6 protein-coding genes and 4 pseudogenes are annotated in these 14,186 nt (G+C 72.4%); 6 read left to right on the plus strand and 4 right to left on the minus strand.

Annotated features, from left to right (window positions below):
* The first annotated feature begins 112 nt into the window (after window positions 1–112).
* Window positions 113–1,680: pseudogene (gene cseC / locus ACOBQU_RS16840) on the plus strand (two-component system sensor histidine kinase CseC).
* A gap of 87 nt (window positions 1,681–1,767) precedes the next feature.
* On the opposite strand, the gene ACOBQU_RS16845 reads toward cseC, so the two are convergent.
* The 3 genes and pseudogenes from ACOBQU_RS16845 to ACOBQU_RS16855 all read right to left on the minus strand — a co-directional run bounded on the left by ACOBQU_RS16845 (window position 1,768) and on the right by ACOBQU_RS16855 (window position 4,530).
* Complete coding sequence (locus ACOBQU_RS16845) at window positions 1,768–2,211, minus strand: VOC family protein (RefSeq protein WP_423627864.1); 444 nt, start codon at window positions 2,209–2,211, stop codon at window positions 1,768–1,770.
* 200 nt (window positions 2,212–2,411) lie between these two features.
* A pseudogene (locus tag ACOBQU_RS16850) lies at window positions 2,412–2,795 on the minus strand (helix-turn-helix transcriptional regulator); the annotation flags it as partial.
* 127 nt (window positions 2,796–2,922) lie between these two features.
* Window positions 2,923–4,530, minus strand: a complete 1,608-nt coding sequence (locus ACOBQU_RS16855; protein ID WP_423627866.1) for an MDR family MFS transporter — start codon at window positions 4,528–4,530, stop codon at window positions 2,923–2,925.
* A 188-nt stretch (window positions 4,531–4,718) separates the two neighbouring features.
* On the opposite strand from ACOBQU_RS16855, the gene ACOBQU_RS16860 reads away from it, so the two are divergent.
* Entirely contained in the window at window positions 4,719–5,300 is a 582-nt protein-coding gene (locus tag ACOBQU_RS16860; protein ID WP_423627868.1) for a TetR/AcrR family transcriptional regulator, read from the plus strand.
* 195 nt (window positions 5,301–5,495) lie between these two features.
* Here the strand turns inward: ACOBQU_RS16860 and ACOBQU_RS16865 are convergent, their stop codons facing one another.
* Window positions 5,496–6,050 carry a M23 family metallopeptidase gene (locus ACOBQU_RS16865; RefSeq protein ID WP_423627870.1) on the minus strand — a complete coding sequence of 185 codons (555 nt, stop codon included), beginning with the start codon at window positions 6,048–6,050 and terminating at the stop codon, window positions 5,496–5,498.
* Window positions 6,051–6,387: 337 nt separating this feature from the next.
* Between ACOBQU_RS16865 and ACOBQU_RS16870 the strand changes: the two are divergent.
* The 4 genes and pseudogenes from ACOBQU_RS16870 to ACOBQU_RS16885 all read left to right on the plus strand — a co-directional run bounded on the left by ACOBQU_RS16870 (window position 6,388) and on the right by ACOBQU_RS16885 (window position 14,089).
* A pseudogene (locus ACOBQU_RS16870) lies at window positions 6,388–9,245 on the plus strand (NACHT domain-containing protein).
* Window positions 9,246–9,336: 91 nt separating this feature from the next.
* On the plus strand, window positions 9,337–9,780 hold the full coding sequence (locus tag ACOBQU_RS16875; protein WP_423627872.1) for an RICIN domain-containing protein: 444 nt from the start codon (window positions 9,337–9,339) through the stop codon (window positions 9,778–9,780).
* Window positions 9,781–9,985: 205 nt separating this feature from the next.
* Complete coding sequence (locus tag ACOBQU_RS16880) at window positions 9,986–10,972, plus strand: PDDEXK nuclease domain-containing protein (RefSeq protein WP_423627874.1); 987 nt, start codon at window positions 9,986–9,988, stop codon at window positions 10,970–10,972.
* Between the two features lie 46 nt (window positions 10,973–11,018).
* Window positions 11,019–14,089: pseudogene (locus ACOBQU_RS16885) on the plus strand (NACHT domain-containing protein).
* Window positions 14,090–14,186 lie beyond the last annotated feature (97 nt).

Genomic DNA, 14,186 nt, shown 5'->3' on the forward strand with positions numbered 1-14,186 from the left:
GGGGCATGCGGCTACACCGGACGCCGCGCGCGCGGCGGGAGAACTGCCCCCGCGCGCGGGCACGCACGCGACGGCAGCGGCCACCGCTGACCGGTCAGTACGAGGGGCGGCCATGGGCGGGGGCATGAAGGGGATCACCTGGTCCAGGGTGCGCGGCGGGCGGCCCGGCCCGGACGCGCGCGACGGCCGCGCACCGAGCGGCGGCGGGAAGCGCCCCGGCGCGCCGACCGGCTCCGGGAAGCGGCCCGGCGGCGGAGTACCGACCGGCGGCGGCGCGCGCCCCGGCGGGCGCCGCGGCTTCGGACGGCCGGGCGGGCGCCCGGGTGGGGGCACGGCGCGCGAGCGGCTGCTGTCCCTCGTCGGCAGCAGGCTGCGCACCGGCGTGCGCTGGAAGATCACCGCGGCCATCGCCTTCGTCGGCGCCCTCATCGCGGTGGCGCTCAGCCTCGTCGTGCACAACGCCGCCCGCGTGTCCATGCTCGACAACGCGCGCGACCTCCAGGACGAGCGCGTCCAGATCGCCCAGCGCAACTACGAGACCCGCGGCACCACCAACGCCATCTACGGCACCAAGATCGACGACCCGCAGCTCCCCCGGAGCTGCGCAAGAAGGTCATCACCGGGCGCCGCGCCACCTACGTGCAGGAGCACGACGGGGGCGTGCCCGACATCTGGGGCGCCGTGCCGCTCAACGACGGCCGGGTCCTGTCGGTGCACAGCCGGTTCGCCGACCGCAACGCCACGATCATGAAGGACCTGGACCAGGCCCTGGTCATCGGCTCGATCGCGGTCGTCTTCGGCGGCTGCGCGATCGGCGTGCTCATCGGCGGCCACATCGCCCGGCGGCTGCGCAAGGCCGCGACGGCCGCGGGCGAGGTCGCCCAGGGCCAGACCGAGGTGTCCGTGCAGGACGCCATCGGCGGGTACGTGCGGGACGAGACCGACGACCTCGCGCAGGCCGTGGACGCCATGGCGGACGCGCTCAAGCAGCGCCTCGAAGCCGAGCGCCGGGTCACCGCCGACATCGCGCACGAGCTGCGCACCCCGGTCACCGGGCTGCTCACGGCGGCCGAGCTGCTGCCGCCGGGCCGCCCCGCCGAGCTGGTCAAGGACCGGGCGCAGGCGATGCGGACGCTCGTCGAGGACGTGCTCGAAGTGGCCCGGCTCGACTCCGCGTCGGAGCGGGCCGAGCTCCAGGACATCATGCTCGGCGAGTTCGTCCGCCGCCGGATGGCGCTGCTCAACACCGAGGTGCGGGTGACGGTGGTGCACGAGTCGGAAGTCACCACCGACCCGCGCCGCTTGGAGCGCATCATCGGCAACCTGGTGCTCAACGCCGCCAAGCACGGCAAGCCGCCGATCGAGGTCAGCGTCGAGGGCCGCGTGGTGCGCGTGCGCGACCATGGTCCCGGCTTCCCCGAGGCGCTGCTCGCCGAGGGCCCGAGCCGCTTCCGCACCGGCTCCGCGGACCGCGCGGGCCGCGGGCACGGCCTGGGCCTGACCATCGCGGCCGGTCAGGCGCGGGTGCTCGGCGCCCGGCTGACGTTCCGCAATGTGCGCGCGCCGGGCGCGGCGCCCGACGAGCCCGCCGAGGGGGCGGTGGCGGTGCTGTGGCTGCCGGAGCACGCGCCGACGAACACGGGGAGCTATCCGATGCTCCAGCTGCCGGACCTCGACTGAGCGGTCGGGCTCCACTGAGCGGTCGGGCTCCACTGAGCGGTCGGGCTCGACTGAGCAGTCGGGCTCCACTGAGCGGTCGGCCCGGGGTCAGCAGCCCCAGTCCTTGTCCAGGTCGAGGCCTCCTTCCCGCTTCTGGGTGAAGGAGAACCAGTTCCCCGAGTCGTCGCGGAAGATCGCCTCCGTGCCGTACGGGCGCTCCTGGGGCTCCTGGAGGAACTCGACGCCGCGGGCCTTCAGCTTCTCGTAGTCCCCGTGGATGTCGTCCGTGCTCAGGGCGGCGCCCAGGACGCCCTTGCTGACCAGCTTGCGCAGCGCCTCGGCCGACTCGGCGTCCATGCCCTGGCCGCCGGGCACCATCAGGGCCAGCATGACCTCGGGCTGGTCCTTGGCGCCCACGGTGAGGAAGCGCATGCCGCCCTCGCCGAGCGTCATGTCCGTACGGACCTCGAGGCCCAGCTTCTGGGTGTAGAACTCCTTGGCGCGGTCCTGGTCGAGGACCCAGACGGTGGCGATGGAGAGGCCGTTGATCATGGTGTGCTCCTGGTGAGGGGGTTCCTGCCTGCCACGTCACGGTAGGCAGCGGCTCACTCACTCCGCTTCTTGAGAATTGCGGCGCTCGGAGACCGGGGGTTCGGGCACTTCGGGGGCTGCTTCGGGGGCTTCGGGGGCTTCGGGGGCTTCGGGGGCTTCGGGGGCTTCGGGGGCACGGTCCGAGGAGTCGGGGGTCCCTGGCGTCCCTGGGGTCCCGGGGGTGCGGTCCGGTCTGCGGGGAAGCCGCCCGCCCACAGCAGTGCGTAGCAGCCCGGTATGAGCGCGGCGCCGCGGCCCACGTGCTTCGCCCGGTACTCGCTGGGGGTGAGGCCGGTCTGGCGCTTGAAGGTCGACGAGAACGTCCCGAGGCTGGTGAACCCCACGAGCAGGCACACCTCCGTGACCGCCAGGTCGGCCGAGCGCAGCATGTCCTCGGCGCGCTCGATGCGGCGGCGCGACAGGTACTGGCCGGGTGTCTCCCCGTACGCCTCCTTGAAGGCGCGGAGGAAGTGATACCGGGAGTAGCCCGCGCAGGCGGCCACCGCGGCCAGGTCGAGGTCGGGGTCGGCCCAGTCGCGGTCCATCGCGTCCTTCGCCAGGCGAAGCTGCCGCAGTTTCTCCACGTCACCGATGCTGACACGGACCACTGACAACGGCCCCCGGCGCCAAGGCGCCGGGGGCCGTCGGGGACCGGGGAGAGCGGGCGGCCGCTCAGACGGCCTCTGCCACCGTCTGGTCCGCCCCGCGCGCGGAGTCCCCGTCCGCGCCCCCGGTCGGCTTCTTGTCGCCGGGGGCGGCGCCCCGCAGCGGCGTCTCCTTGACGAAGAAGGCCGCGATCAGCGCGCCCACCGCCATCAGGGAGCCCAGCAGGAACGCCGCGTGCGTGCCGGAGGACACGGCGTGCTGGTAGGCGTCCCGCATCACCGCGGGGAGCTTGGCGAGGCTCTCCGCGTCGAGCTGTGCGGACTTCTCGGTGAACTCGCCGCCCGCGGCACCGGCGCGCCGGGTCATCTCCTCCTGCACCCGGTCGTTGAACAGCGCGCCCATGACGGCGACGCCGAACGACGAGCCGAGCGTGCGGAACAGCGTGGCCGAGGAGGAGGCGACGCCCATGTCCTTCATCTCGACGCTGTTCTGCGCGACGAGCATGGTGATCTGCATCAGGCAGCCCATGCCCGCGCCGAGGACCGCCATGTAGACGCCGGAGGTGAGGCGGGAGGTCTCGGTGTCCATCTGGGCGAGCAGCAGCAGGCCGACGCCCATCAGGACGCTGCCGACGATCGGGAAGAGCTTGTACTTGCCGGTGGCGGTGGTGACCCGGCCCGCGACCATGGAGACGGCCATCATGCCGAGCAGCATCGGCATCAGGAGCAGCCCGGAGTTGGTGGCCGAGGCGCCCTGGACCGCCTGCTGGTAGAGCGGCAGGAACAGCATCGCGCCGAACATCACGAAGCCGGACAGGAAGCCGATCACCGACATCAGGGTGAAGTTGCGGCTGCGGAAGATCCGCAGCGGGAGCACCGGCTCGGCGACCTTCTGCTGGACGAACACGAAGCCGACGAGCGCGGCCGCGCCGAGGCCGATCAGCTCCATGATCACGGCCGAGTCCCAGGCGTACTCCGTGCCGCCCCAGGTGGTGACCAGGACGAACGAGGTGATGCCCACGGTGAGCAGCGCGGCGCCGAGGTAGTCGATCCGCCCCTGGGCCTGCCGCTTGGGCAGGTGCAGCACGGCGCTGACCATGAACAGGGCGACCACGCCGAGCGGCAGGTTGATGTAGAACGCCCAGCGCCAGCCGAGGTGGTCGGTGAGGGTGCCGCCGACGAGCGGGCCGCCGATCATCGCGACCGCCATGACGCCGGTCATCATGCCCATGTACTTGCCGCGCTCCCGGGGCGGCACCAGCTCGCCGATGATCGACATGACGCCGACCATCAGACCGCCCGCGCCGAGCCCCTGGATGGCCCGGAAGCCGATGAGCTGCCCCATGTCCTGGGCGAGGCCGCTGAGCGCGGAGCCGATCAGGAAGATCACGATGGAGCTGAGGAAGGCGCCCTTGCGGCCGTAGAGGTCGCCGAGCTTGCCCCAGATCGGGGTGGAGGCGGCGGTCGCGAGGGTGTACGCGGTGACGACCCAGGACAGGTGCTCCAGGCCCCCGAGGTCGCCGACGATCGTGGGCATCGCGGGGCTCACGATCATGTTGTCGAGCATCGCGAGGAGGATCGCGACCATGAGCGCGAACACGACCACGCGCACGCTGCGCTGCGGCGGCTCGGTGTCCGCCTGCTGTTCCGGGTGCTGCTGTTTGACGGCTGCCACGGTCCCCACTTCCCCGTACGGTCGAACCCTTACTTACTTGCCGCCTGGCAAGTTGACTACAGTCGAGGAAGGTAGACCCCGAACTAGCCGGGCGTCAAGTAAGTTTGTTGGGCAGGCATCAAGCCAACCCCAAGGGATCGCAAAGGGCGCGTCACCTGGGAGCAGTGGAGGAGTGCGAGGATCACCCCATGGGCACAGGGAAGCAGCAGCGCAGGGGGGACACCCACCAGCGCATCAAGGACGTCGCGCTGGAGCTCTTCGCCGAGCAGGGGTACGAGAAGACATCGCTGCGGGAGATCGCGGAGCGCCTTGAGGTCACCAAGGCGGCGCTCTACTACCACTTCAAGACCAAGGAAGACATCCTCACCAGCATCTTCGACGACCTGACCCGGCCCATCGACGAGCTGATCGCGTGGGGCGGGGAGCAGCCGCGCACGCTGGAGACCAAGCGGGAGATCCTGACCCGCTACAGCGAGATCCTCACCGACGCCGCGCCCCTGTTCCGCTTCATGCAGGAGAACCAGGCCACGATGCGTGACCTGAAGACGGGGGCGAGCTTCAAGGACCGCATGCTGTCGCTCCTGGACATCCTCAAGGGCGACGACCCGGCGACGCCGATGACCGTGCAGGTGCGCTGCTTCAGCGCGCTGTTCACCATGCACGGCGGGATGTTCGTGCTCAAGGACGCCGAAGGCGACCCCGAGGAGAAGCGCAGGGCCATCCTGGAGGTCGCCATCGATCTGGTGACCCAGGCGCACGACGGCGCCTGAGCCGGGGCGCACGCGCGGGGATCACACGCGCGCGCCCCGCTCGTGCCGGGCGCGCCACCGCGCGCCACAGATGCTGGGCCGACTGCGGTGCCGGGCCCGCCGCAGAGGCCATGGGGGCCGAACGCGCGCCACGCGCGCCACGGGTGCCGAACGCGGCACACGCGCCACGGGTGCCGAACACGGCACGCGCGGGCGTCAGACGCGCACGCCCTGCCGCCCGAGGAAGGAGACCGGGTCGATCGCCGAGCCGTAGTTCGGCGTCGTACGGATCTCGAAGTGCAGGTGCGGGCCGCTGGAGTTGCCCGTGTTGCCGGACAGGGCGATGCGCTGGCCGGTGCCGACGGCCTGGCCGACGCGGACGTCGACGCGCGACAGGTGGGCGTACTGCGAGTACGTGCCGTTGGCGTGCTTGATCACGACGGCGTTGCCGTACGCGGGGCCGTCACCGGCGCCGTTCGGGCCCGCCTTGACGACGGTGCCCGCGTGCACGGCCTCGACGACGGTGCCGGTCGGCACGGCGAAGTCCTGGCCGGAGTGCTTGTGGGCCCACATGGAGCCGCCGAGCCCGAAGGACGCGGAGAGCCGGTAGTGGTCCACCGGGTGCTGCCAGGACGGGGCGGGGGCCTTGGGGGCGGCGCCCGCGACACCCGCTCCGAGCGCCGTCACCGCGCCGACACCGGCGGCGACGACGGCCACCCGCGCACGGCGCAGGGACGGCTTGGGATGGCGGGACGCGGAGCGCTTCGACATGGGGACCTCCGGAGCGGGGCACAGGCGTGCCGTGGGTGCCGCCGCACGGGGAGGACGGCGGCACGGGGGACGTACAAGACACAGGGCGTCCGGCACGCGAGGGGGAGATGCGTGCCGGACGGCCACCCCTTGGTAACCCGCGCCCGCCCAGGGCCCCAAAACGCCCCTCTACTAGGGGCGGCCGTACCTCCGGGGCGGGGTCCCGGGTCGAAAGTCCTCCCGGAGTGGCCCGACGGCGCCACTATCCGCCCTCGTATGTGACGTATGCCCTGTGCCCCATGTCACCGGCGACAAGATCCACGACCGGGGCCCATGTGACCGGCGCTACGCTCCGCGCATGGAACCCGCGACCCTCGGCATCCGCCTCGCGTCCGGAGCGGTCACGCCCCTGATCCGGAAGCTGTTCGCCCGCCCCGGCCCCGGGGCGGCCCTGGTGGACGGGCCCGTGCGCGTCGACGCCCTGGTCTCCTTCCGGGGTGAGCAGCGGCGCCTGACGCGGAAGGACCTGGCCCGCCTCTCCGGAGAGCTGGTGCGCCAGGCCGTCCGGGCGGGCGAGCGGCCCGTGCCCGCCGCCGAGGAGAAGGCGGTCGTCCACGCCCTGACCGACACCCTGCACGCGCTGGGCGACCTCACGCTCACCGACGTCGAGGCGGTGGAGCTGGGCCACCGCGACCTCGCGGCCCGCCTGCGCCGGGCCGCCGGTGACCCGGCCCGCGACCTGTCGGCCGACGCCGCGCTCTTCTACACGCGCCTCCTCGACACCACCTGTCTGCACGTCCTGAACTTCTTCACCCAGCGCTCCGCCTTTGTCGCCCACACCCTCGTACGGCAGACCCGTCGCCAGGCGGAACTGGTAGCCAAAGTTGACGAGCTGATCCGCAGGGAGCCGCTTCCGGGCGCGGAGGACGCGGCGTTCGAGCAGCGGTACCTGGACTACGTGGCGAAGAAGCACGGCAAGCTGACGATCTTCGGCATCGACCTCGCCAACTCCCCGGGAAAGTGGCCGCTGGACGCGGCGTACATGAGCCTCACGGCGACGGGCCGCGAGCGGCACCTGGGGCACGTGCGCATCGAGGACGAGTGGTTCCCGATCCACGAGGCCCAGCTCGACCCGGCACCCCGCCCCGCCGACCAGGCCCTCGCCGCCCACGAGCGGGTGCTGCTGCGCGGCGAGGCGGGCTCGGGCAAGACCACCCTCGTGCAGTGGCTCGCGGTCTCGGCGGCCCGGCAGGACCTGGACGAGCGCATGGCCTACCTCTACGACCACGTCCCCTACGTCCTGCCCCTGCGCACCCTGACCCGCCACGGGGAGCGCCTTCCGGCGCCCGGGGACTTCCTGCCGTCCGTGGGCTGCCCCTGGCGGGCACCCAGCCCGGCGGCTGGGAGGCCCGCGTCCTGGCCGCCCGCCGGGCCCTGCTCCTCGTCGACGGCATCGACGAGGTCCCGGACGCCGAGCGCGCCCGCACCCGCGCCTGGCTCGCCGACCTGATGGCCGCCTACCCCGGCAACCGCTGGCTGGTGACCTCCCGCCCCTCCGCCGTACGGGAGGACTGGCTCGCCGACGAGGACTTCACCGAGCTGACCCTCGCCCCGATGCGCGGCCCCGAGGTGACGGCGTTCATCGGCCGCTGGCACGCCGCCGCGCGCACCGGCGCCCCCGGGGAGGACGCCGACCTCTCCTCGTACGAGACCCAGCTCCTGGACGCCGTGCGGTCCAAGCCCGACCTGGGCCGCCTCGCCACCAACCCCCTGATGTGCGGCCTGGTCTGCGCCCTGCACCGGGACCGCCGGGGCTTCCTGCCGCTGGGCCGCAAGGACCTCTACACCGCCGCCCTGTCCATGCTGCTGCTGCGCCGCGACCGCGAGCGCCACATGGGCACGCCCGAGGTCCGCGAGGAGCCCCAGCTCCAGGTCCTCCAGCGGCTCGCCTACTGGCTGATCCGCAACGGCCGCACCGAGCTGGACCGTTCGCGCGCCCTCACGATCATCGCGGACGCCCTCCCGGCGGTACCGGAGCTGGCCGCCCTCGGCGACGCGAAGGCCGTGTACGCCCACTTCCTCCACCGCAGCGGCCTGCTCCGCGAACCAGGCCCCGACACGGTCGAGTTCGTCCACCGCACGTTCCAGGACTTCCTGGGGGCGCGGGCGGCGGTCGACGAGGGCGACTTCGGCCTGCTGGCCCGGCACGGGGCCGACGACCAGTGGGAGGACGTCATCCGCATGGCGGTGGCCCAGGGCCGTCCTCGGGAGCGGGCGGAGCTGCTGCGGGGGCTGGTCGCGTACGGGGATGAACTCCCGCAGGGCCAGGGGCGCCTGCGGGCACACCTGCTGGCGGCGGCCTGCCTGGAGCACGCGGCGGAGCTGGACCCGGCGGTGCGGGAGGCGGTGGAGCGGCGCGTGGCGGAGCTGATCCCGCCGCGCACCTACGAGGACGCCCGGATGGTGGGGACGGTCGGCCCCATGGCGCTTGACCTGCTGCCGGGGCCGGACGGCCTGACAGACGATGAGGCCCTGAGCACCGTGATCGCGGCCACGCACATCAAGTCGGACGCGGCCATCCGGTTCCTCGCCCGCTTCGCCCGCCACTCCGACTTCCGCGTGCGCAGACAACTCATGTGGGGATGGCACCGTTTCGCGTACCGCCCGTACGCGGAGCACGTCATCGCCCATCTCGACGACGGCGTCACGCACTTCACGCTGCACAACGACGAACAGGTCGACGAGGTGGAACGGCTGGGGCTGCGCCCGAAGCACCTGGACCTGCGCGACGGTGTCTCCGGAGAAGCGGCCTTGTGGTTGATCGAGGCCTGCGAGCCCAGCTACCTGTGGCTCGACATCCCCCTCGTAGACCTTGAGGGCTGGACCGAACCGTCTCTCCTGGACGCATGGCAGGGGCTGGAGCAGGTGGTGTTCGGCTACGACAGCGGGCCACGAACCGCAGCGGACTGGACGGCGCTGGCCCGGCTGCCCCGGCTCAGGCACCTCGGCTTGTTGGAACGCGACCTTGCCTGGGCACCCGCCGGTCTAACCCTGCCCGATGTGACCGAGTTGCGGGTGGTCGTCGGCACCGACTGGACGTCGGTGGCGCCTGTGGCGGCGCGCCTCTTCCCGCATGTGACACACGCCCTCGTCTTTGAACCCGGACGGTCCGGCAAGGACCCCCTCGGCTACGAACCCCGCCCCCTCCCCCGCTGACCCCCACCCTCCCCCTCCGAAGATCAAACCCATTGCCCGCCATGCCCACGCCAGATAGCGTGCGAACGATCTTTCACCAAGGGGGAACACCATGAAGAAGCGCTCGATGGGCACCTTCGCCGCCGCCGTGGCCCTCGCCCCGGTCATCGCGTTCGCCGGTACCGGGCAGGCCTTCGCCGCCAGTTCCGTGACCTGGAAGAACAAGAGCAACGGGCAGTACCTGGCGTACTTCAACGGCAAGGTGCGGACGACCTCCGCGACCGGCGCCAGCATGAAGTGGACCGAGTCCAAGCAGTCCGACGGCTCGTACACGATGAAGCACGACCTCACCGGGAAGTGCCTCGACAGCAACGCCGACGGCGCCGTCTACCTGCTCGCCTGCAACGGCGGCAACTACCAGAAGTGGATCGAGACGAACACCTCCGCGGGCTGGCGGCTGAAGAACAAGGCCACCGGCCGCACCCTCGGCCTGCACCCCAGCGGGGCCATCAACGCCACGGCCGACACGGGCGGCCCGCGCCAGCGCTGGAGCTGACCGCTTCAGCACGTTCAGCACGCGACGCGGCACACAAGGCCCCCGTCCGCCACCCGGCGGGCGGGGGCCTCCCCGTAACCCCGCGCGCCACCCCGCCTCCGTACGACCACACCCCGCACCCCCGCGAAACCCCGACCTCGCCCGTTCGGATGACCCCACGGAGATCCCCCACCCGTCGTACACCCCCTGCGCCAGCCTCACCCCCATGCACAGGTACGAAGATCTCCTGGCCGAGGCCAGGACCGCCGCCGAGGCGGCCCGTGTGCGGGCGCGGCGGTCCGTGAACACCGAACTCGTCCAGATGTACTGGCACATCGGGAAGCTGATCCTGGCCCGCCAGCACCAGGAAGGGTGGGGCACCGGCGTCGTGGCGCGGCTCGCCGCCGACCTCGGGGCGCACTTCCCCCACCAACGCGGCTTCTCGTACCGGAACTTGGTCCGCACTCCGAAGATGGCCCACACCTGGCCCGCCCTGATCACCCACCGGCCGGTGGCCCAACTCCCCTGGCGGCACGTGACGGTGCTGCTCGACAAGCTGGACACCCGCGCCGAGCGGGACTTCTACGCCACCGAGGCTGTCCGCAACGGCTGGTCGCGGGCGCAGCTGAACCTCGCCATCCGCCAGCGCCTGCACGTGCCGCAGGGCAGCGCGCCGATCGCCCACGACGTGCGCCTGCCCGACGACTCCCCCGCCCTGGAGGAGCTGGCGGGCGACCCGTACCGCCTGGACTTCCTGCGCCTGGACGACGACGAGCGCGTCGACCGCGCCGACGGGGAGGCCATCGCCGCCCGCACCGTCCGCTACCTCACCGGCCTCGGCACCGGCTTCGCGTTCGTCGGCTGCCGCCACCCCGTGCCCGCCGCGCACGGCCCGGACGTCGTCGACCTGCTCTTCTACCATCTGCGGCTGCACCGGTACGTGGCCTTCGCCATCGACGTCAAGGGCGACCGGGGCGCCCAGCTCGGCAAGCTCGCCGCACACACCAAGGTGATCGACGACCTGCTGTGCGACCCGGCGCGGGACGGCACCACCCTCGGCGTCCTCATCGAGGCCCGCCACGGCCGCGCCACCTACGCGCCCCAGCCGTTACCCGACGCGCAACTCCTGCCGTCCGAGGAGGACTTGAGCCGGGTCATCCACGCCGTCACCGGCCCCCTGGACCCCGTACCCTCGTTCGACGGAACCGCGTGACCGACAGCGGGACCGCACGACCCTGAGACGGCGAAGGGGCCCGACCTTGGATCCGGCAGTTCTCGGCACCCGGCTCGCGTCCAGCGCGGTCGCTCCGCTCGTCCGCAAGCTCTTCGTGCGGGAGGGCCCCGGCGCGGGCCTCGTCGACCGGCCCGTGCGCCTGTCCGCCCTGGTGTCCTTCCGCGGCGAGAAGCGCACCCTGACCGACGGCGACGTGCGCAAGCTCGCCGCGCGACTGGTGCGCGGGGCCGTGGAGTCACCCGGCGAGCGGCCCTTCCCCGCCGACGAGGAGGAGGCCGTCGCCGACGCCCTCGCGCACACCCTCCTCGCCCTCGGCGAGCTGCGCATGGACGACGTGCAGGCCGTGCGCCTCGGCCACCGCGACCTCGCCCGCGAACTGCTGGCACTGCGCCCCATCCCGACCGGCCTGTCCACGGACGCCACCGTGTTCCTCGGCTCCCTCACGGAGTGGGCGTGCCTCCACATCCTCCAGTTCTTCACCCAGCGCACCACGTTCACGGCCCGCACCCTGGTGGAGCAGAGCCGCACCCAGCGGGACATCATCGTCAAACTTGACGAGCTGATCACCAGGAGTCCACGCCCCGACTCCCGGGACGCCTCCTTCGAGCGCCGCTACCTGCCCTACCTGGCCGAACAGCACAACCGCATCACCATCTACGGCATCGACCTGCGCGAGTCCCCCGACCGCTGGCCCCTCGAAGTGGCCTATCTGAGCCTGGAGGCGACCGGCGCCGCCACCGCCCCGCACGACGACCTCGACGACGGCTCCGGAGGCGGGCCCGTCACCGTCCAGCTGCCCGCCGACGCGGCCCTCGCCGAGCACCCCCGCGTCCTGCTGCGCGGCGACGCGGGCTCCGGCAAGACCACCCTCGTCCAGTGGCTCGCGGTCACCGCCGCCCGCGAGGGCAGCCGCGTCCCCTTCGTGCTGCCGCTGCGCACGCTCATCAGGGCCGCCGCCCTGCCCGCGCCCGGCGCCTTCCTCAGCGCCGTCGGCTGCCCGCTCACCCCGCCCGACGGCTGGGCCGAGCGCGTCCTGAGCGCCGGGCGCGCCCTCGTCATGGTCGACGGCATCGACGAGGTGCCCGCCGCCGACCGGGCCCGCACCCGCGACTGGCTCCTCGGCCTCGTCCTCGCCCACCCCGGCAACCAGTGGCTCGTCACCACCCGCCCCACCGCCGTGCGCCCCACCTGGCTCGCCGACCGGGGCTTTCGCGAGCTGGCCCTCGCGCCCATGCGCCGCGCCGACGTCACCACCTTCGTCCGCCGCTGGCACGCCGCCGCCGACGCGCACGCGTACGAGGAACCCCTCCTCGCCGCGCTGCGCACCAAGCGCGACCTGGCCCGCATGGCCACCAACCCGCTGATGTGCGGCCTGATGTGCGCCCTGCACCGCGAGCGGCGCGGCTTCCTCCCACAGGGCCGCAAGGAACTGTACGACGCCGCCCTGTCCATGCTGCTCACCCGGCGCGACCGGGAGCGCGGCATGGGCGCCCCCGACGGCATCGAACTCACCGAGGAGGTGCGGCTCGAACTCCTCCAGTCCCTCGCCTACAGCCTGATCCTCAGCGGCCGCACCGAGATGGACCAGGACGGCGCCCTGCTCCTCCTGGAGCGCGCCCTGCCCATGGTGGCGTCCGCCGCCGCGCAGGGAGACGCCCGGGACGTCTTCCAGCACCTGCTGCTGCGCAGCGGCCTCCTGCGCGAACCGGCGCCCGGCGTCGTCCACTTCGTGCACCGCACCTTCCAGGACTACCTGGGCGCGCGGGCCGCCGTCGCCGACGGCCACCTGGACGCCCTCGTGAGCCACGCCGGGGACCCCCAGTGGGAGGACGTCATCCGCATGGCCGTGGCCCACGCCCGCCCCCGCGAACGCGGCCGCCTGCTGCGCCAGCTGCTGGCCGCCGACGACTCCCCCGCGTGAGCCTGCTCGCCCTGGCCTGCCTGGAGGACGCCACGACCCTGGACCCGGAGGTCCGCGCGGAGGTCGAAGCCCGGGCGGCGGGCCTGATCCCGCCGCGCACGGCAGCCGAGGCCCGCACCCTGGCGGACGCCGGTCCGCTGGCGCTCGAACTGCTGCCGGGCCCGGACGGGCTCACCGACGACGAAGCCCTGGGCGTGGTCTGCACGGCCCGCCTGGTGGGCCAGGAGTTCGCGCTCCCGGTGCTGCGGCGGTTCCGCGACCACCCCGATCCGCGCGTGCGCAGCCAGGTCCTCTCGGCGTGGGACGAATTCGACACCGCCGAGTTCGCCGAGGAAATCGTCGCCCATGTCCTGCCGCACGACGTGTTCTTCTCGGCGCGCACCAGAGCCCAGGCCGAAACCCTGCGCCGAGTGGCCCCGCACTCCCGCATCAGCATTTCGGGCGCCTACTCGGCCGACGAACTGCTCACCTTCGTCGACCCGGACGCGCTCACCCGCCTGACCGTCTTCGACAACCCGGAACTCACCGATCTGACCGCGTTCCGGCGCATGCCCCACCTCACCAGTGTCACCCTGTCCAACTGCCCTTCGGTGACCGATGTCAGCCCCCTGAGCGCATTGCGCCTCGACTGGCTGTACCTGCGCCTCGCGAACAATCCCCACCCCATTCGCGGCGTGGAACACCTGACGGCGGTCAGGCAACTCGGCATCGGCTACACCTTGAACGGCGACGACCTCACCCATGTGCTTCCCGTGGGCGCTCCGCTGAAGACCCTCGCCCTGTTCACGGGAGCACTCGGCACCACCGGACTGAGAGGGCTCGGGAACTGGCCGGCCCTGACCTACCTCACCCTGGACAAAGGCGCGTGCGAACTCACCGCCGGGGACTTCCAGGAGATCGCCGGACACCCCGCACTCGACGAACTCCGGCTCGACCGTCTCGTACTGCCGGAGTTCCAGGACGCGCCGGAACTCCCCGGAATCAAAACGCTGCGCCTGTTCTCCCTCTACGGAGACGAGGACCTCTCCGCCCTGGCCCGCGTCTTCTCCCGCGCCCGCAAGGTGGCCATCACTCCCGCGACCGGCCACCACTTCCTGGCCGACCGCTACGAAGGCCTCTTCCCCGAAGCCGAGGTCGAGGTCGTCAACGGCTTCTGGAACATCCCGGCCCCATAGGAACGTCCCCACAGGAACGGCCCCATAGGGCCGTCCCGGCCCCATAGGCCCCGCAGAGACGAGAACGGGGCTGCCCCGGACCGTACGAAACGGTCCG

It is taken from the genome of Streptomyces sp. G45, assembly GCF_049542095.1.
Lineage (GTDB): Bacteria > Actinomycetota > Actinomycetes > Streptomycetales > Streptomycetaceae > Streptomyces.